Source organism: Flavobacterium foetidum, assembly GCF_004634245.1.
Classification (GTDB): Bacteria; Bacteroidota; Bacteroidia; order Flavobacteriales; family Flavobacteriaceae; genus Flavobacterium; species Flavobacterium foetidum.
The window spans coordinates 143,858-164,970 of record NZ_SJTF01000007.1 but is presented as its reverse complement, the minus strand read 5'-3'; the positions used below and the strand labels follow the sequence as shown (position 1 = coordinate 164,970).

General features: G+C 36.1%; 12 protein-coding genes. 9 read left to right on the top strand and 3 right to left on the bottom strand.

Annotated elements, in window-relative coordinates; translation table 11 throughout:
* Positions 1 to 132: 132 nt before the first annotated feature.
* From E0W73_RS10930 to E0W73_RS10895, 8 genes are all read left to right on the top strand, one after another.
* Positions 133 to 1,983, top strand: coding sequence for a beta-galactosidase (locus E0W73_RS10930; protein WP_135222113.1), 1,851 nt, complete (start codon positions 133 to 135; stop codon positions 1,981 to 1,983).
* Between the two features lie 37 nt (positions 1,984 to 2,020).
* Positions 2,021 to 3,505 (top strand): alpha-L-fucosidase, encoded by a 1,485-nt coding sequence (locus tag E0W73_RS10925; protein ID WP_135222112.1) that lies wholly within the window; start codon positions 2,021 to 2,023, stop codon positions 3,503 to 3,505.
* A gap of 11 nt (positions 3,506 to 3,516) precedes the next feature.
* Positions 3,517 to 5,757: a GH92 family glycosyl hydrolase gene (locus E0W73_RS10920; protein WP_135222111.1), complete on the top strand. Its 2,241-nt coding sequence runs from the start codon at positions 3,517 to 3,519 to the stop codon at positions 5,755 to 5,757.
* Positions 5,758 to 5,769: 12 nt separating this feature from the next.
* Entirely contained in the window at positions 5,770 to 8,430 is a 2,661-nt protein-coding gene (locus tag E0W73_RS10915) for a glycoside hydrolase family 3 N-terminal domain-containing protein (protein ID WP_135222110.1), read from the top strand.
* 262 nt (positions 8,431 to 8,692) lie between these two features.
* Positions 8,693 to 11,785, top strand: coding sequence for a SusC/RagA family TonB-linked outer membrane protein (locus E0W73_RS10910; RefSeq protein WP_135222109.1), 3,093 nt, complete (start codon positions 8,693 to 8,695; stop codon positions 11,783 to 11,785).
* A gap of 18 nt (positions 11,786 to 11,803) precedes the next feature.
* A complete protein-coding gene (locus E0W73_RS10905) occupies positions 11,804 to 13,408 on the top strand; it encodes a SusD/RagB family nutrient-binding outer membrane lipoprotein (RefSeq protein WP_135222108.1) in 1,605 nt (534 codons plus the stop codon).
* Positions 13,409 to 13,508: 100 nt separating this feature from the next.
* Complete coding sequence (locus E0W73_RS10900) at positions 13,509 to 14,561, top strand: sialidase family protein (RefSeq protein WP_135222107.1); 1,053 nt, start codon at positions 13,509 to 13,511, stop codon at positions 14,559 to 14,561.
* A 25-nt stretch (positions 14,562 to 14,586) separates the two neighbouring features.
* Positions 14,587 to 15,567: a M20/M25/M40 family metallo-hydrolase gene (locus tag E0W73_RS10895; protein WP_244248470.1), complete on the top strand. Its 981-nt coding sequence runs from the start codon at positions 14,587 to 14,589 to the stop codon at positions 15,565 to 15,567.
* A gap of 50 nt (positions 15,568 to 15,617) precedes the next feature.
* Here the strand turns inward: E0W73_RS10895 and E0W73_RS10890 are convergent, their stop codons facing one another.
* On the bottom strand, positions 15,618 to 15,986 hold the full coding sequence (locus E0W73_RS10890; RefSeq protein WP_135222106.1) for a winged helix-turn-helix transcriptional regulator: 369 nt from the start codon (positions 15,984 to 15,986) through the stop codon (positions 15,618 to 15,620).
* An 82-nt stretch (positions 15,987 to 16,068) separates the two neighbouring features.
* Here E0W73_RS10890 and E0W73_RS10885 point away from each other — a divergent pair, with 82 nt between their 5' ends.
* Positions 16,069 to 16,944: an NmrA family NAD(P)-binding protein gene (locus E0W73_RS10885; protein ID WP_135222105.1), complete on the top strand. Its 876-nt coding sequence runs from the start codon at positions 16,069 to 16,071 to the stop codon at positions 16,942 to 16,944.
* 155 nt (positions 16,945 to 17,099) lie between these two features.
* On the opposite strand, the gene E0W73_RS10880 is transcribed toward E0W73_RS10885, so the two are convergent.
* Both E0W73_RS10880 and E0W73_RS10875 read right to left on the bottom strand, forming a co-directional pair.
* Positions 17,100 to 18,434 carry a hypothetical protein gene (locus tag E0W73_RS10880; RefSeq protein WP_135222104.1) on the bottom strand — a complete coding sequence of 445 codons (1,335 nt, stop codon included), beginning with the start codon at positions 18,432 to 18,434 and terminating at the stop codon, positions 17,100 to 17,102.
* Positions 18,435 to 18,468: 34 nt separating this feature from the next.
* Positions 18,469 to 20,862, bottom strand: a complete 2,394-nt coding sequence (locus E0W73_RS10875; RefSeq protein ID WP_135222103.1) for a TonB-dependent receptor — start codon at positions 20,860 to 20,862, stop codon at positions 18,469 to 18,471.
* Between the last annotated feature and the right edge of the window lie 251 nt (positions 20,863 to 21,113).

Sequence of the window (21,113 nt, the reverse complement as noted above, 5' to 3'; positions counted from 1 at the left end):
GAAACTTGGTAAAAGAGTTTAGAAAGAAACTAGTTTCCAACACATAGTTTAACGTGAAATACTTGTGACAGCTTTGTCAAAGTTCAAACTTTTACAAAGTTTTAAAGTCATAAATGTATAATCTGAAAAAAAATGAAAAAGATATTATTTAAGCTCGGAGTATTATTGATTTGCTTGATGCCGTTTCTAACGAAGGCGCAAACAAAAGGATTTTCTATTTCTAATGGAGAATTTAAGCAAGACGGGAAAGTTATCAAAATACATTCGGGAGAAATGCATTATGAACGTATTCCCAAAGAGTATTGGAGACATAGACTGCAAATGCTTAAAGCTATGGGATTGAATACCGTGGCAACCTATGTGTTTTGGAATTATCATGAAATAGCACCAGATGTATGGGATTTTAAAACGGGAAATAAAGATCTGGCAGAGTTTTTACGTATTGCTAAAAGCGAAGGATTATATGTAATTCTTAGACCAGGACCGTATGCATGTGGCGAATGGGAATTTGGAGGCTATCCTTGGTGGCTGCAAAACAATAAGGATTTGGTAATTCGTACCAATAACAAAGCATTTTTAGAAGCTTGTAAAACGTATCTGGAACATTTGTATGCAGTCGTAAAAGGAAATTTTGCTAACCAAGGAGGACCAATTATTATGGTTCAGGCTGAGAATGAATTTGGTTCTTATGTTTCTCAAAGAACCGATATCAGTGCTGATGATCATAAAGCATACAAAACAGCCATTTACAATATGCTTAAAGAAACGGGATTTCCAGAGCCTTTTTTTACTTCTGATGGTACTTGGCTTTTTGAAGGTGGTGCTGTCGAAGGCGTGTTACCAACTGCAAATGGAGAATCAAATATAGAAAACTTAAAAAAGCAGGTTGATAAATTCCATAAAGGACAAGGTCCTTACATGGTCGCAGAGTTTTATTCTGGCTGGTTGGATCATTGGGCAGAACCATTTATTAAAATTGGATCTGACGAGATTGCAAGCCAGACTAAAAAGTACCTAGATGCGGGTGTTTCTTTTAATTACTATATGGTACACGGTGGTACTAATTTCGGATTTACCTCTGGTGCAAATTATAATGAAGAAATGGATATTCAGCCCGATATTACAAGCTATGATTACGATGCGCCTATTAACGAAGCAGGTTGGGCTACACCAAAATTCATGGCTATTCGTGACGTAATGCAAAAGTATTCTAAAACGAAATTAGCGCCGATTCCTGAGAAAATACCAGTTACAAAATATCCTAATCAGCCAATTAAATCGAGTATGGATGTTTTAAGTTGGATCAAAAAAGAAAAAGCGGTTGTCAATGACCAGCCATTAACATTTGAAAACTTAGGTCAGGGACACGGATATGTTTTATATCGTAAACGATTTACGCAGCCCATTTCAGGTCAATTAAAAATACAAGGATTAAGAGACTTTGCTACCGTTTATGTAAATGGAGCTAAGGTTGGTGAGTTGAATAGAGTTTTCAAAAATTACGAGCTGACCGTTTCTATTCCTTTTAACGGTATTTTAGAAATTTTGGTTGAAAATATGGGACGTATTAATTACGGAGCTGAAATAGTGCATAATACGAAAGGAATTATTTCTCCAGTAATCATTAATGAATATGAAATTAGTGGTGGATGGGAAATGTATAAAATGCCGATGAGTGAAGTTCCAACTCTTAAAAATGAAACTGTAAAAGCGGGACGTCCAGTTTTATATGAAGCTACTGTAAACATTGATAAACCAGCCGATACTTTTCTTGATATGACCAATTGGGGAAAAGGAATTGTATTTGTTAACGGACACAATCTAGGACGCTATTGGAAAGTAGGGCCGCAACAAACACTTTATGTGCCAGGCTGTTGGTTGAACAAAGGTGAAAATAAGTTTGTTGTATTGGAGCAACTTAACGAAAATACCCCAAAAGAATTAACTTTTACAGATCAACCGATACTTGATAAACTAAACTAAAAAACAAAGAATAAATAAATTATAAATTAGAGTAAAGATGAAAAAAGGAATATTCATGATCGCCCTTTTATTTTCAGTACAAATGTTCTCTCAGGCCATTTATGAAGATGAAAGATACGTACCAGAAACAGATCCGGCAGTATTAAAAAACTTAGACGAATGGCAAGGCAAAAAATTTGGTCTGCTAATGCACTGGGGGACTTACAGCCAATGGGGAATTGTAGAATCCTGGTCTATCTGCCCTGAAGATTACGGATGGTGTGAACGTAAAAAAGGAAGCAATCCATCTAATTATAATGATTATATCAAAGATTACGAAGGATTAAGAAAGACTTTTAATCCGGTGAAATTTGATCCTGCAAAATGGGCTAAAGCAGCAAAATATGCAGGAATGAAATACATGGTTTTCACTACAAAACACCATGATGGTTTCAATATGTATGATACTAAATATTCTGATTACAAGATTACGAGTAAAGATGTTCCGTTTCATACAAACCCTAAAGCAGACGTTTTAAAAGAAATTTTTAACTCTTTTAGAGGTGAAGGGATTTCAACAGGAGCTTATTTCTCTAAACCAGATTGGCATAACGAAAACTACTGGGATCCTTATTTTCCTCCATTCGACAGAAACGTAAATTACGATCCGTCGTTATACCCAGAAAAATGGCAGAAATATGTTGATTTCACGCACAACCAAATCTTAGAGATTTTGACGAACTACGGTAAAGTTGATATTTTATGGTTAGATGGTGGATGGGTTAGAAAAAGAGACCAAGTAAACATCAAAGAAAACTACGACGATAAATTTACGGAGAACGAATCTAAAAACGGTTTCATCAAACATAGAGTAGTAGATCAAGATCCGAAAATGGATGAATTGGTAATCAAAGCGCGTCAGAAACAACCAGGTTTAATTGTTGTGGATAGAGCAGTTCACGGTAAAAACCAAAACTATTTAACTCCAGAAGGACGTGTTCCTGCTAAAACTTTGCCTTATCCTTGGGAATCTTGTATTCCGTCAGGCGGTGGATGGTCTTATTCTCCAGGTGCAACTTACATGACTGGAAGACAGGGAATTCATTTATTGATTGATATTGTAGCAAAAGGAGGAAACTTATTATTAAATGTTGCTCCAAGTCCAGAAGGAGAGTGGGATAAAGGGGCGTACGATTTATTGCAAGCTTACGGAGATTGGATGAAAGTAAACAGCACAGCGATTTACAACACAAAACCAATTGAACCTTACAAAGAAGAAAACATCTGTTTCACACAAAATAAAGCTGGAAATGTATTTGCTTTTTATTTGGCTAAAGACGGAGAAGATAAAATTCCTGCTGCAGTCACTGTAAAATCAATCAGCCCTAAAAAAGGAACAAAAATTACAATGTTAGGTTCTAAAACTTCTTTAAAATGGACAAAAGAAGGAAACGGATTTAAAGTAGTAATTCCAGAAAGCTTAAGAAACAATCTTCCAGCAAAAGAAGCTTGGACTTTAAAAATCGAAGCGATCAACAAATAAAAATGAAACCTATGGTTTTAAATACAAATAAATTTAAAACAGCATGTATTTTTTACATGCTGTTTTTTAGCATTACCATTTTTGCGCAAGAGCCAGCAGATTTTGTAAATCCGTTTATTGGAACTTCCAACTATGGTGCGGCCTATCCAGGCCCAATTGCGCCTCGCGGAATGGCGAGTATTAGTCCGTTTAATGTGGCGGGAGTAAAAAACACTCCAATGGAAAAAGACAGCCAATGGCTTTCAAATCCGTATGTAAATGAAAATACTTTTTTGACAGGATTTAGTCAAGTGAATTTAAGCGGAGTTGGTTGTCCGGAATTAGGCGTTATTTTATTGATGCCAACCACTGGAAATGTAGAAATCGATCATTTAAAATACGGTTCGACTTATTCAAACGAAGTAGCAAAAGCTGGATATTACAGCGTAGACATCGATAAGTACAAAGTCAAAGGCGAATTCACCGCTTCAAAACGAGTTGGGATTAGCCGATTCACTTTCCCGAAAGGGCAATCCAATATTTTGCTAAATCTTGGTTTAGGATTAACGAATGAAGAAGGCGCAATGATAAAAGTTGTTTCTTCTACAGAAATTGAAGGAATCCGTTCAGTTGGTTCATTTTGTTACAACAGTCCCGAAGATGCTTACCCAGTTTATTTTGTGGCTCAATTTTCTAAACCTGCCGATAAATTTGGAGTTTGGAAAAAACCTGCGAAATACAACGGTGTCGAAGCACAATGGATGGGCTACAACGGAAAAACCAGAATGATGGAAAATACAATCAAAACCGTGGTAGGGGATAGTATTGGAAGTTATTTTACCTATAAATTCGATAAACAAGAAACGGTTGAAGTGAAAATCGGAATTTCATACGTAAGTATCGAAAATGCCCGTGAAAACTTAGCAAAAGAAGTCGGTAACAGATCTTTTGACGCAATTTACAAAGAAACCTATAACGAATGGAACGAAGAATTGTCTAAAATTTTAGTTGAAGGCGGTACAAAAGAGGATAACACGATTTTTTACACGGCTTTGTATCACACTTTAATTCACCCAAATATTTTAAATGATATTAATGGAGAATATCCAGTAATCAAAAGAACTAAGATTGCTAAAACCAAAGATACTCGTTATACCGTATTTTCTTTGTGGGACACGTATAGAAATGTCCATCCGCTAATGTCTTTGGTTTATCCAAAACAGCAATCGGATATGGTAAAAAGCATGTTGGACATGTTCGATGAAAACGGCTGGTTACCCAAATGGGAGCTGAATTCGACTGAAACTTTTACTATGGTTGGAGACCCTGCAAGTATAGTAATTACAGATACTTACTTGCGAGGAATTCGTGATTATGATATTAATAAAGCCTATTATGCGATGTTGAAAGGCGCAGATAATATTGAAAATAATCCGCTTCGTCCGGGATTGAAAGATTATATCAAAAAAGGATATTTGACAACCGACAACAAAGGCCCAGTTTCGACGACTCAGGAATATAATATTTCAGATTATGCTATTTCGCTTATGGCAAACGAATTCGGTGATAAAGACAATGTAAAACGTTTTAAAGAACGTTCATTATCCTACAGAAAATTATTTGATAAAAACTTAAATCTGCTTCGTCCAAGAACGCCTGACGGAAAATGGTACGAACCTTTTGATCCAAATTCTGGAGCAAATTTTGAAGAAAATGTTGGTTTTATCGAAGGAAATGCGTGGCAGTATAATTTTATGGTGCCGCATGATATTGTTGGTTTGAAAAAATTAATGGGAGGAGATCAAGCATTTTCGGCACAATTGCAGAAAATCTTCGATAGCAAACAGTTTGATATGGCAAACGAACCAGACATTGCCAATCCGTATTTATTTAATTATGTGAAAGGCGAAGAATACAAAGCACAGGACATGGTAAAAAAATTGGTTCGCGAATATTTCAAAAATGAACCAAAAGGATTACCCGGAAATGATGATACGGGAACTATGTCGGCTTGGTTGGTGTATTCGATGATGGGAATTTATCCAATATCGCCGGGAGATCCAATTTATACCATTACAACGCCAATGTTTCACAGAGTGACGATTAAATTAGATTCAAGATATTATAAGAAAGAAAATATCGTAATTGAAAGACAAGAAAATAATGGCGGAAAAATCAATTCGATTGAGCTAAACGGAAAAACACTTAACAGCTTTTTTATTTCACACGACGATTTGGTGAATGGCACAAAGCTTAAAGTGATTCAAAACTAAACACACACAACTATGTTACAATTAAGAATGAAAAGAACAGCCATTATTTTTGTAATGGCTGTAGGTTTTTTTAACCAGACCTACGCCCAGAAAAAGTATCTTTATCAGGATGCAAAAGCACCTGTTGAGGACAGAGTAAAAGACTTGTTGAGCCGTATGACGCTTGAAGAAAAAGTGCGTCAGATGGATATGTACAGAGGAGATTTTTTTAAAGAGAAGGAAGATTTTGCTAAAGGGAAATCGGCAGAAAAAATCGGAAAATTAGGAATTGGAGCGATCCATGACCTTTATCCGCGTTCGGCGAAAATGATCAATGATTTACAGACCAACGTAATCAAAGGAAACCGTTGGGGAATTCCAGCGTTGATTATGTGCGAAATGCTTCATGGTTATTTAGACGAAGGAAGTACTGCTTTCCCAATGAACATCGGACTTGGTGCTACTTGGGACATTGCTTTAATGGACAGAGTAGGAAAAGTAATTGGTATGGAAGCCAGAGCACATGGTGTTCATTTTGGTTTTGGCCCAAACTTAGATTTAGGACGCGAACCACGTTGGGGACGTGTTGCTGAAACTTTTGGCGAAGATGCTTTCTTGAACAGTGAAATCGGTTTGGCTTTTATTAAAGGGTTGCAGGGAGACGATTTAAAATCAGATCGTTCTATTATTGCAGAACCTAAGCATTTTGCAGTTCACGGTATTCCGCAAGCAGGAGGAAATTCTTCTCCAATTTTAGTGGGAGAACGTTCAGCACGTGAAGATCATTTGCCATCTTTCCAAAAAGCATTTATGAAAGGCGGTGCGCTAGGAACAATGTGCGCCTATTCTGAGTTAGACGGAATTCCTTGCGCGGCCAACCACTGGTTATTGACAGATGTTTTAAGAAAAGAATGGGGTTTTAAAGGGATAGTAGTTTCAGACTTAGGAGCAATTAAATACATTCAGACAACACATAAAGTTTCTGATTCTCCAAAAGAAAGCATTAGAGAAGCAGTTTCCTCAGGAGTTGATATGCAGTTTTACGATTTTCCAAATGAATTCTGGCAGAATACCATTATTGAATTGGTAAACGAAAAGAAATTGACAATGGAAAACATCGACCGTGCTGCGGGAGGAGTTTTACGCTTGAAATTTTTATTAGGATTGTTTGAAAATCCGTATACAGATAAAAACTTGATTAAAGAGCGCTTTCATACCAAAGAAAACCAGGCTGTTGCTTTAGAAGCGGCTCAGAAATCGATGGTTTTGTTGAAAAATGAAAATAATATTTTACCATTAAGTAAAAATCTAAAAAATATTGCTGTAATAGGGCCAAATGCAAATGCTTCAAGAATGGGAGGTTATGCTCCTAAAAATAGTGTTGGAGTTACAGTTTTTGAAGGCGTACAGCAAGTTATGGGAAAAACAGCTAATGTTGTTTATGAAGAAGGCGTGCCGCTGATTGTAAAAGGACAAGCAATTCCGTCTAAATATTTATTTACTTCAGACGGATCTCAAAACGGATTGAAAGGTGAATATTTTAACAACAGAAATCTTGAAGGAACACCAGCTTTAACTCGTATTGACAGTCAATTAGAATTTGACTGGCCTTGGGCGCCTGGTGATGGCGTAAATGTAGATGATTTCTCTATCCGCTGGACAGGTTACATTCAATCAGACAAATCATTTGACGGTTGGTTAGGGTTAAGTTCTGATGATGGAATCAGAATGTGGATTGATGATCAATTGGTTATTGACAACTGGACAAAAGGGGCGACGAGTATCGTAACAACTCCAAAAAATATCGAAGCAGGAAAGAAATACAAAGTTCGCATTGAAATGTGGGAAGGAGGCTGGGGAGCCAGAGCTCACTTGCGTTGGAATTTAGAAAAAGTAAATCTGCAGCCAGCCATCGAAGCCGCTAAAAAAGCTGATGTTGCGATTGTAGTTTTAGGAGAATCAAACGAATTGGTGGAAGAAAACAGAGATGCTGCAACTTTAGACTTACACGGAATGCAGCAAGAATTGATTGAAGCAATCCATAAAACAGGAACACCAGTGGTTTGTGTGTTGTTAAATGGTCGTCCGCTTTCTACAAATTGGATTGCAGATAATATTCCAGCCCTTTTAGAAGGATGGTTTCCGGGAGAACTTGGAGGAAGAGCTGTGGCTGATGTTTTATTTGGGGATTACAATCCAGGAGGAAGACTGCCGATTACCGTTCCGAAATCAGTAGGGCAGTTACCTATATATTACAACCAAAAACCATCTGCTATTCACCGATACGTTAGCGAAAGCGAAAATCCGTTATATACTTTCGGTCATGGTCTGAGTTATACCAAATTCGAATATTCGAATCTTAAAATCAGTTCAAAAGAAATAAAAGCAGACGGTACTCTAAAAGTTAGTATCGATGTTAAAAACATTGGAAATTTTGATGGAGACGAAGTGGTTCAGTTATATGTAAATGATGTTTACAGTTCGGTTACGACGCCAGAGAAAACTTTACGAGGTTTTAAGAGACTTTTTATTAAAAAAGGAGAAACCAAAAATTTTGAATTTACACTTACAAAAGACGAATTAGGCCTGTGGAACAGACAGATGCAGTTTGTAGCAGAGCCGGGAGACTTTGAAGTTATGGTGGGCGGAAACACTGTTGATTTGCTAAAAACCCAATTCAAAATTGTGAACTAAAAGAGCCTATTGCAGAAGAATTTTAAGCGATAACAAGATAAAAAAACGAATACAGTTAAAAAAAGCTTAAATCCATTAGATTAATAGGGTTTAAGCTTGAAAAATAAGGAGGATAAGGATTACAATTGAAAACGTTTTCTTTCAATAAAACGTCTATTTTTAACCAACATCTTTTGAAAATTGTCATTTGTCGAAATAATAATTCGTTAACAAAATGTATTCTTAAGTTTAACATGTTATTAACTCTAAAAAAACAACTAATATGATTAAAAACGTACTAAAATTACTGTTTGTCATATGCCTTTTCGGATTTCAGAATCTGGAAGCGCAGACTACAGTAAAAGGAACGATAACAGAAGCTGGAACAGGTATTCCGATTCCTGGGGCAAATGTTGTGGTTAAAGGAACAAGAACAAGTACATCAACCGATTTTGATGGTAAGTACACTATTAATGTTTCAAACCAATCAGCAGTCTTAGTTTTTACTTATGTAGGATCTGCTTCAAAAGAAGTTGCTGTTGGAACACAAACTACTATTAACGTAGCTTTAGGACCAGACACACAACAATTAGGAGAAGTAGTAGTTACGGCTCTTGGTATTAAAAGAGAGAAAAAAGCGATTACGTATTCTGCACAAAACATTGCAGTAGATGAAATTTCTGAAGCAAGATCATTAAACGTTGCCAACTCGCTTTCTGGTAAAGTTGCTGGTCTTAACTTCTCGACTACTTCAAATGGTGTTGGGTCTTCTTCAAGAATTACTTTAAGAGGTAACCGATCTCTTACTGGTAACAACCAACCATTATATGTTGTGGATGGTGTGCCAATTAGTAGTGGTACTGGTGCAGATAATCAAAATCTTGATACGGGAGGTGTTACACAACCAGATGGTATCTCGAACATCAATCCTGACGATATTGCTTCGATGACGGTTTTAAAAGGACCATCTGCGGCGGCACTTTACGGTACTAGAGCAAGTAACGGTGTTATCGTTATTACTACTAAGTCTGGTAAAGCAGGAAAAACTTCGGTAACGTTGTCATCAAACTTTATGGCTTCTTCTGCTTACAACTTAATAAATTTCCAAAATGAATACGGACAAGGAGATTTAGGAAACTACAGCGCTTCTTCACCTTCAAGCTGGGGACCAAGATTTGACGGAAGACAAGTTCCAGCATGGCAACTTGTTCGTAATCCTAATTATGCAGGACCTGCTACTACATCTTACACGGCTCAGCCAAACAACGTGCAGGATTTCTACAAAACAGGTTATAACTTATCGAATACATTATCTGTTACATCTGGAAACGAAAAAGCACAAGGGTATTTCTCTTATACTAACACACGCGCTGAAGGTATTGTTGGAGGAAACCAAATGGACAGACACAATCTTAATTTAAGATTTACAAGCAAGCTTACTGATAAATTATCATTGGATACAAAAACAAACTACATCGTTCAGGAAATTGATAATTTAATAAAAACAGGAGAAGAGTCTGTTGGTACTTCTGCATACTTGTTACCTCGTAGTATTAAATATAGTGATTACAGAGATTTCGAATACGTTGATGCTGCAGGTGAATTGCAAAAAAATTACTTTGTAGATCGTTCAGGAACTCCTGGAGGAAATCCATTCTGGACTGCATTACGTGATAATGATCGTAGTGATAAAAGAAACAGATTTATAGGTCTTGCCTCTCTTAAATATGATTTTACAAGTACTTTAAGTTTACAAGTTAGAGCTGGTTTAGATCAGACAACCAATAAAATCGTTACGAAAAGATACGCTACTGAAGAGTTTAATCAAAACGTAGGTAATTATAATGAATTTTATGAAACAGCAACAGAATTCAATACAGATGCTTTGCTTTCATACAATGAGAAGTTTGGAGATTTTTCTGTAGGAATCAATGCAGGTGCTAACATTTTGAAACAAAATAGCTCTTCATTAAATTCAGGTGGACGTTTAGGTAAAAGAAATTATTTCACAATGAGAAATGTACCTGATCCAACTTCTACTACATCGAATTTCAATAAAGAAATCAATTCTGTTTATGGGTTTTCTCAAATTGGATTTAGAAATTATTTGTTCTTAGATTTAACAGCTAGAAACGACTGGTCTTCTGCTTTACCAGCACACAACAGATCATTCTTTTATCCTTCTGTAGGTTTATCTGGAGTTATCTCTGATATGGTTGATTTGCCAGAAGCGATCAGTTTTGCTAAAGTAAGAGCATCTTATGCAAAAGTGGGTAACGATACAGATCCTTACCAAACTAGTTCAAGATTAACATATATTGGAGCAAACGGTGGTATTTTATTCCCACAGTCAACAGCTGGAAATCCAAATTTAAGACCAGAGATGTCAAGCTCAGTTGAATTTGGTGCTGATGTTAGATTTTTCAACAGTCGTTTAGGGTTGGATGTAACTTACTTCCAAACAAATACAAAAGATCAGATATTTTATATCAACACGCCAGAATCTTCTTCAAAATCAAGAGCGATTGTGAATGGTGGAGAAATCCAAAATAAAGGTTTTGAAGCGGTGCTTACAGCAACTCCAATTCTAACAAATAACTTTACATGGGATATTACAACAAACTTTGCAACTTACAAATCTAAAGTAGTTTCTATCTATGAAGGAAGAGATGAATTGATTTTAGGTGAAGGAAGATTGGTTAGAAGTAAAGTAGTATTAGGAGGTGAATATGGTGATTTATATGTTAAAGGTTTCAGAAGAGATCCAAACGGAAATGTTATCGTAAATGATGCAGGTTTACCAGTAGCAACAAACTCATTTGATGTTAGAGCGGGTAACTTTAATCCAGACTGGACAGCAGGTTTCAGAAATAGTTTCAAATACAAAGATTTCTCTTTAAGTTTCCTTGTTGATTTTAGAATTGGTGGCGAAGTTGTTTCGTATACACAAGCTAGAATGGCAGGTTTAGGAGTAAGTGATATTACTCTTGCTGGAAGAGATGGATTTGTTGTTCCTGGTGTAGTAGATAACGGTAACGGAACTTACACTCCAAATACAACAAGTGTTACAGCTGAGGAATACTGGGTATCAATTGGACAAAGAGATCCTTTAGCAGAGCCTTTTATTTATGACGCTACAAACATCAGATTAAGAGAGGCTGTTTTTGGATATTCATTACCAAAACGTCTTTTAGGAGATTCAGGTTTTAAAAGCATCGATTTCTCATTAGTAGGAAGAAATTTATTCTTCTTCTTAAATGAAGCTAAACATTTTGATCCAGAAAATGGAGCTGGTACAGGAAACTTGCAAGGTGTTGAGTCTTTCAATATTCCAACGACAAGAGAATATGGACTAAATGTTAAATTTGGATTTTAATTAAAAAAAAGATATATCATGAAATATAGTTTTAAACTAAAAACATTAGGAGTTGCTTTATTGGCAGGTTCTATTTTATCAAGCTGTACAGGCGATTTTGATGAAATAAATAAAGATCCTAATTCGCTGACAGAAGACCAGTTAGATGCTTCAATGGCGGGCCCTGCATTTGCATATGCTCTGTATGGTGGTATTCATAACGGAGCGGCTGATGCTACTGGCTGGGCAGATGATCAAGGTACATGGGGTATTGCAACAGGTATTTTATCTTCTACTTTTATCCATTATCTGTCATCAAATTATGGCACAGAAAGAAATAATTTTAGTGGATATGAAGCGAGAGGATGGACAAGATTTTATACTATTGCTGCTCCAAGTTTAAATTATGCTTTTAAAGCTTCCGAAGGAAATGCTGAAGCTACGGCAGTTCTAAAAATCTGGAAAGTATTTATGTATAATCAAATGGTAGATTTATACGGACCAATTCCTTATTCTCAAGCAGGAAACAATCAAGGAAGTGTTCCTTACGATAGCGTTGAATCTATCTATGAAGACTTTTTTAAATTGTTGGATGAAGCAAATGCTACTTTAGGCGCTTCTTCTACAAGTACAGTTGCTGCTTTTCAAACAACCGACCGAGTTTACCAAGGAAGTGTTGACAAATGGAGAATTTTTGGTAACAGTTTAAGATTACGTTTGGCATTAAGAATTTCTGATGTACAGCCAGCAAAAGCAAAAACGCAAGCGGAAGCAGCTGTTGCAGCAGGAGTGATGCAGACTAATGACCAAAGTGCCTATTTCCATGTAAGTGCTGCAACACCAAACAACTTAAATATGGTTGCAAATGGATGGGGTTACAAAATGACAGCTTCTATGGAAAGTCTTTTAGTAGGATACTCTGATCCAAGGTTGCAAAAATGGTTTTCACCTGGAATTGGTGGTAACTATATTGGAAGACCTACTGGATATTTAAGAGGATTTTTTACGGATCAAGATAATGAGTATTTCTCTTCTTTTAATGATGATGTTTTAGGATTAGGACCAGAACCAGGTTCAAATCCTTTGAGTAATAGTAAAAACATCGAAATCTTCATGGCCTCAGAAAATTATTTCTCAAGAGCTGAAGGTGCTTTAAATGGATGGAATATGGGTGGAAGCGCTCAATCTTTGTATGAGCAAGGTATTAGATTATCTATGGCACAGTGGGGAATTTCAGATGCTACTGCTATTAATAATTACATTGCAGGAACTGCATTACCGAGTGCTCCAAATGTGAATACGCGTTTCCCTGGTTTAGTAACAGAAAGTATTCCTGTGAAATTGCCAGTTGCTTGGTCATCTTCTACTGCTGATCAGCGTACACAAATTGCGGTTCAAAAATACTTAGCAATTTTCCCTGAATCTTGGGAAGCTTTTGCGGACTTAAGAAGAAGTGATGCTAAAATCATTTATCAGCCGCTTAACACAGAGAATAATGATGCTGGAGTTGGAAAAAGTTTGATCAAAAGAGTTATCTATGTTACAAACGAATATTCTGCAAACAGAGCTGCTGTTCAAGATGGAATTGTAAAATTAGGAGGCCCAGACACAGGTGGAACTAAACTTTGGTGGGACACAAAATAATTAATTTGGTGAGTAAAGATCGACACAGTCCTTACTTAAAATGCAAAAGGAGAGGTAACTCTCCTTTTGTTGTTTTATAAACAATTACAACCCTAAAAGAATGATTTTAAAATTTAGATGCACAGCTGCATTATTTGTTTTAATTAGCTTTACTTGCCTTTCGCAGAAAACAAATTACAAGGCTGTCAAAATCGAAAGTAATTTTGTGGCAGATTCGCCCGTAACGGCTGCCAGTCATGCTGCGACCTTGGTCGAAATTAATCCAAACGAGATAACAGCGGCTTGGTTTGGTGGAAAATATGAAGGGGCAAAAGATGTCGGCATTTATATTTCTTCCTACAAAAACAAAAAATGGACAACTCCGCAAAATATTATAAAACCCTTGCTAAAGAACGGTGATACACTGCCTTGCTGGAATCCGGTTTTATTTAAAAGCAAAAGCAGTAATCTTTATCTTTTTTATAAAGTTGGTAAAAATCCAAGAGAATGGTTCGGAGCGATGACTGTTTCTACAGACAACGGAAAAACTTGGGGAGAATCTAAATATTTGCCAGACGGATTTTTGGGGCCTATTCGAAATAAACCCATAGAAACTACTCCTGGAATAATTATCTGCGGCAGCAGCACAGAAAGTGTTGACAAAAATATCTGGAACGTACATGTTGAAGAATATATAGAAGCGACAGATTCTTGGAAAAAAATCGAAATCGAAAATCCTAAAAATCTAGAAATTATTCAGCCGACATTTTTAATTCACAGCGCCAAGGATATCCAGATGTTATCGAGAAGCAAGCACAATAAAGTTGTTTCAAGCTGGTCTTATGATAACGGGAAAAGCTGGGAAAAAACAGATACAATCAATGTAGTAAATTCAAATTCGGGAATTGATGCCTTGACAATCAATAAAAAATTGTTTTTGTTGGTTAACAATCCATTACCGCAAGGAAAAGATTGGTTTTACGGACGAAACATTTTAGATGTTGAATATTCTAAAGATGGTCTTAAATGGACCAAACTTTTCGATTTGGAAAATGAAGAAAAAGGGGAGTTCAGTTATCCAGCCATAATTCAGACTACCGATGGGAAAATTCATGTATTGTATACACACGACAGAAAGTACATCAAACATACCTCATTTGAGTTAAAACAATAAACTGAATCTTTTTACTGATTGAATTATGATGAAAGTCCAAAAACTAAAATTAGCGCTTCTTGTCGTCACGCTTTGTTCATGTACTCTTTTTGCCCAAAAAGATATGGCTCAGACTTTTTATAAACACGATAAATTTTTATCGTCAGATGATTTAGAAGGGCGTTTTCCAGGAACAAAAGGAAATAATGAAGCTGCAGACTATATTCGAAAGCATTTTAAGAAATATGGGTTAAAAAAATTTAACAGTAATTATTATCAGCCCTTCAAGATTTTTGTAAAACCCGATATCAACAAAATGAAATCTGACAGTGTTTCTACACAGAATGTAGTAGGGCTTTTGGAGGGTTCTGATGCAAAACTCAAAAACGAATACATCGTAATCGGCGCTCATTACGATCATTGGGGATGGGGAGGCAAAGGTTCTGGAAGCAAAAAGAAGGAGGCTTTTGAGATTCATAACGGTGCCGATGATAATGCTTCTGGAGTTGCAGCGTTGTTGTGTATTTTGGAAGAACTTTCAAAACCTGAAAATAAGCCCAAACGCAGCGTTATTTTTGTTTCATTCAGTGGTGAAGAAGAGGGATTGTTAGGATCTAAATATTTTGTAAATCATCTGCCAGTTCCAAAAGATGCTGTAAAAGTAATGCTGAATATGGATATGGTCGGAAGATTAAATAGCGAAAAACAGCTCTATATGGGCGGTGCAGGAACTTTTCCTGACGGTGTAGAACTAATGAAAAAATTAGGAGAAAAGAGCGGACTCAATCCTGTAGTGCATGCTGGTGAAGTAGGCGGGTCGGATCATGTTTCTTTTTACAAAGCAAAAATCTCCGTAATCGGATTTCATACAGGCGGACACGAACAATACCATACACCAGAAGATGATATTGATCTGATCAATTTTGAAGGAGGAGCTTTGGTTTCAAAATACATTTATAATGCTTTAAAAGCAATTGCCGATTACAATCAAGATTTGTATTTCATCAAACAAGATAAAGAAAATTGAATTAGTAGATTATTTTGAGTTAGAAATTGTTGTTTAAACCAAGACGGCGTTTACTGTAGATTGTAAACGCCGTCTTTTACTTTAAAAGCCCAGTCTGCCATCGCTTGGATTACGGGTAGAAGCCCTTTTCCGGCATCACTCAGTCTGTAAGTTACAAAAGGAGGAACAACAGGTCTTGCTTCGCGAATGACCAAACCATCTGCTTCAAGCTGTTTCAAATGCTGGATCAGCATTTTTTCTGTTACGGTCGGAATTGCTCTTTTCAATTCGCTATAGCGTTTATCTCCAGTCGATAAATGATATAAAATTATGGGTTTCCAGTAGCCGCCCATTTTTTCCATTACAAATGTCACGGGACATTTTTCTAAAGCATATTGCTTGTTTTCCTGAATTGTCGATGTTTCTTTAATTGCTGTCATATATACATACTTTAGGGTAAGTACTTGTATAAAAGTAAGTACAAAGATACCTTTGTATTGTTGAATAAAAAAACATTTAGATATGAAAATTATAATTACAGGTTCGTTAGGAAATATCGGAAAACCATTGACCGCTCAATTAGTACAAGCAGGTCACGATGTAACGGTTGTCAGCAGTAATGCAGATAGAAAAGCAGCAATCGAAAATTTAGGTGCAAAAACAGCAATTGGGTCCGTTAGCGATGCCGATTTTCTCGCACAGGCATTTGCTGGAGCAGATGCGCTTTTTGCCATGACACCTCCAAACATGGGCGGAGTAGACATCATCAAAAATACTACTGATGCAGGTCATGCTTTCGCGAAAGCAATCCAGCAAGCCAACATCAAAAGAGTGGTAATGTTGAGCAGTATTGGAGCCGATTTGCCGTCAGGAAATGGTCCGATTGCAGGCTTGCACAACATCGAGAAGATTTATGAGAATTTGGATGCTTCTATTACTTTTTTAAGAGCGGGTTATTTTTATATCAATTTCTTCAACGATATTCCGATGATAAAAGGAGCAGGGATAATGGGAGCCAATTTTCCAGCCTCGCTTAAAATTCCGTTAGTACATCCAGAGGATATTGCATTAGCCGCTGCTGAAGAATTGCAAAAGCCATTTGAAGGAAAAAATATCCGCTACATTATCAGTGATGTTAAAACTCCATCAGAAATAGTAACAGCATTTGGTAAAGCAATCGGAAAACCAGAATTGCCTTGGGTTGAGTTTACAGACGAACAATATTTCGGCGGAATGACACAGGCTGGAGTTCCAGAAGAAATGGCGGGTTTATATACCGAAATGGGAGGCGGACTAAGAAATGAAACCATTGCAGCTGATTTTCTAAAAAATGATGGAAAAGCGGAAGGTAAAATCAAATTAGAAGATTTTGCCAAAGAATTTGCTTCAAAATTCTAATTATAAGTTGTGGGATAAAATTTTTAAGCGCATACACTCCAAATTCTCACAATCTATAAAAAAAACATTCCGCTTACTATAAATAGAAGCGGAATGTCCAATTAAAAAAAAACTCAAGTTGAATGAATCTGTAAGCTGATTCAGCGCTATATTATTTAGAATACGCCAATGTAGTGGTTTCCTGGTTTGTTGATTAATTTTGCTCCTTTTGTTACGTTTCCGCTTGGAATATCAATTACGTAGATGTTTCCGTCTTTTCCAACTGGAGTAACAGCGATATAGAAGTTGTTTCCATCCACAACAAAACCTTGGTATTGACCAAAATTCAAGTCGGCATCATAAGCAATGCCTTCTACTTTTGTAGCTGTTCTTGCATTTAAGTCTAATCTTGCTAAGAAACCTTGTTCAGTTCCTTCGTAAGTGTACACTGCATACGCAATTCCGTTTCCAACATATCTCCAAGCATCGATATAAGAACCTTTAATTCCAAGAGCAGTATCTAAGCTAAATACATAAGAATTGTCATATTCATTGCTTTGATTGATTTTTAAGATATAAGAACCTCTTTGAGCATCTCTTTGAGTAGCTTGGTAGATATTTCCGTCAGTAGCCACGAAGCTGTTGAAACTTCTGTAGCCGCTTGTATCACCAAATCCAACTGTAGAAGTAATCACTTTAGGATTTTCTAATGAAGGATAATCAACCACAACAGATTTAGAACCTAAGCGTGTAAAACTAGAAGCATTTTGTCCCGTTGCCGGATCAGTCTTACGCATCCAAGTACCAATGATTAATTTGTTTCCTGCTTTATTTAATGTTGGAGCATCTAAACGGAAAATATGGTGCCCTTGTGCCTCTTCTTCAGCAGTTAGTGGAATTTCATATTGTCTGTAATCTGAAATTAATGATTTTTGTAAATCTAAACTTAGAACAGTAGAAGAGCCTCTTGTGTACTTGTATGTTTTTCCATCTGCTTCTGTTACAACAACTGGTGCAGTTACGTTTACTGCAACTCCAGTTTTATCACCGTCAAAAAGTTTTACCCATCTTGGTGAAGTTCCTGCGTATTGAGAAATGTTAGCAGTAACATCAGATTTTACAAAGTTTTTTGCTCCATTTACTTTGTAAGTCATGAATTCACCTCCGTTTGCACCAGTGTAAGTAATATTGAAAAGTGTGTTTCCATCTACAGAAGATTGCAAACGAGCCGTTCTGTTAGATTGTACAGCTTCACCATTTTCGAAAACATTAACAGAAATGTTTGGGTTAATAGCATCTTCCTTAGAAATAGAGTAAATTCTAGTTCCACCGTTTCCATCTCCAGGATCCGTTTGCATCAAGGCTCCTGCAACTGTAATCCAACGTCCGTCATTTATTGGGTTTACTGGTTCTGATTCTTTATTATTATCATCACTGCTGCAACTTGTAGTAAGTGCAAATGTGGTCAAAACCAATCCACATGCAAGTAGTTTAAAGGTACTTTTTTTCATATTTATAGTCATTAAAAAATTAATTAATCAGTTACTAAAATTTATTGAGTGTATAATTTATTTTTAGGAAGAAAGCTCTTCCAGGTTTTTGAACTGCAAAATTGTCGTAAACCTGCTGGTTCGTAATGTTTTTAGCATCAAAACTGGCGATAAACTTTTTATTAGGAAAAGTGTAGCTCAATCCTAAATCATGCGGAAACTGAACAGGCGTTCTGTCGTCTTCATTACCCAACCAATTGGTATAAAAAGCTCCAACATAACCAAAATTGTAAAAAAGACTTAATTGCGAATCTTTTTGTATTACATCTTTAAAATTGTACTGGGCGTTACCATTTATAGTAAAAAAAGGTTCATTTGGAAATTGTTTATTGTAACTATCCAACTGTATTCCGTTTTTATCAAATTGATCTTTAGAACGAGAAGTGAACTTTGACATATTCATAGACAGGAATAACCTATTTTTATGTGAATATTCTACTGAAGCTTCGTAACCTAGAGATTGTGCTTTTCCTAAATTGATAGATGGTGCGACTTCTAATGCTTCATTTAAACGTGGACTAAATCTTCGTACAATTTTGTCTCTTGTATTTCTCCAGAAACCAGATCCGTTAAAACCGAATTTATGGTTATTGATGATGTAAGGGCCAAATCGTAAACCAACATTTAAATTATTACTACGTTCAGGCATTAGCAAACTGTTACCGCTTTGATTTTCGCCTGGATTCCCAAATATTTCATTTTCAGAAGGAAGTCGGATTGCCCTTTCTGCCGAGAGAGAAAACATTAATTTTGGAGTTATAAAGTACGAAGCAGCCAGACCATACCCATAAAAAGTGGTATTGTTACTCTCAAATTTCTCTTCAATGGTTGTATTATTATTGGTAAGCACAGGTGTTCTCTGTTCTGTTTTTTGATTATAACGCTTTCCAAAAAGATTAGTTTTTAATCTAGAATTAAGAGTTTCCAGTTCGTATGCAAATGATAGAATACTTTTTTGAAGTTCTCTTTTTTGTTGAAAATCCCTTTCTAACTGTGATTTCATCTCGTCGTAATCATCCCTGTCAAATGAATACAGCATACTACTGAAAACAAATCGGTGATTTTCATTTAGCGTATAATTTAAGCCGCTTCTAGTGCTGAATATTGTACTATTCTGATGAAGGATTGTAGGTCTTTCCTGTTGGGCACCGTAAGGAGTTAAAACATATTCACCGCGTAAGCCAATTATCCTTTCCCCAAACCAGTTGTAATTATACTTTACCGTATCGCTTAAAACTTGTCCTCTTTGGCTAAAAACAGAATTTACTGTAAATTCAAGACCTTTTACGATGAAGTCTTTTTTAGTATAATTAATACTTACAACTTGTGCATCAGATTCTGTAAACCTTCCTTTATAAGGTCTAGACATCGCTTGCCCATGCTGGATTTCATTGTAATCATCAGAAGCATTAAAACCTATTAAAAAGCTATCTGCCCAGTTTACATTAGTAAAACCTGCTTCAATTCTGCCGCCAAGTGAACGATAAGCATCTTCAAAACGTTTGGCTTTGATGTAAACTTTTTGTCCGTTAGGAAGAATGTTATAAGCAAATTTTCCCCATATATCATAATCATTATCAGAATAATTATAAAAACCTGAACCTTTTAAAGTAAAGCCTGATTTATCTCTGTAAGTCGTATTAAAATTGGATTGAAATGTATTAAATGAACCATAAGAAGCGGAAGCATTTAAAGTATTTTTAGCTCCTTTTTTTAATATAACATTAATGGCACCGCCCAAAGCATCATCTGCTAAATGAGCAGGAACGACTCCTTTGTAAACTTCAATTCGTTCTATTAAAGCTGGAGGAATACTGTTTAAATTAAAAGAAGAACCGTAAGTAGAAATAGGAATTCCGTCTATAAATACTCTAATAGCATTCCCAGTCATCCCATTCAAATTATAAGCGACATTCGCACCCAATCCACCGTTTTGTCTAATTCGGACACCAACAGATTGTCCTAGTAATTCATTGGTCTGAATGTTTCTTTTAGCGGCTTCCTGTGTGTCTATAACATTGACTGAAAATCCTTTTTCTATAATCTCTTTTTTAACGGTTTTCTTTTGGAGAACAACTTCTTTTAATGATCTAGCATCATTTCTTTCTACTGAAATATGAAGTTCTACAGTTGGTTTGTTTATGGTAACTTTTTGAGTTTTCTTTTGGGCTTCCATAGAAGAGATTTCAAGGATGTATTCCCCGTAAGCCAAACCTTTTATTTCAAAACGACCATTGTCGTCTACGATGGCATATTTTTGTGTTCCACTAACAGATACAGTTGCGCCAAAAGCCAATTCATTGTGCGCGTAACTCACTTTTCCTGTTAAATTTCCAGTTTGTGACCAGCTTGTTATTGTAATAAAAAAAAGAAGTAAAATTGTTCTCATATTGAGTATTGCGTATAAAGTGCAGCAAACTTATATGATAATTTAAATTTAATCTAAATAAATATATTAGAAGATTATTAGAATTGAAGCGGCGCTTCTAATGTTATTTTAATGTGAATTTTAAGTTTAGTGATTAATTGTTAGTTATTAGTTAGAATTATAATTTTTGAATTGCGTCCTGCTTTAGCCGGAAGTCTACGGTCGAGATAAAAAGGGCTTTAGCCTAACTTAATATTTGGCTAAAGCCCTGA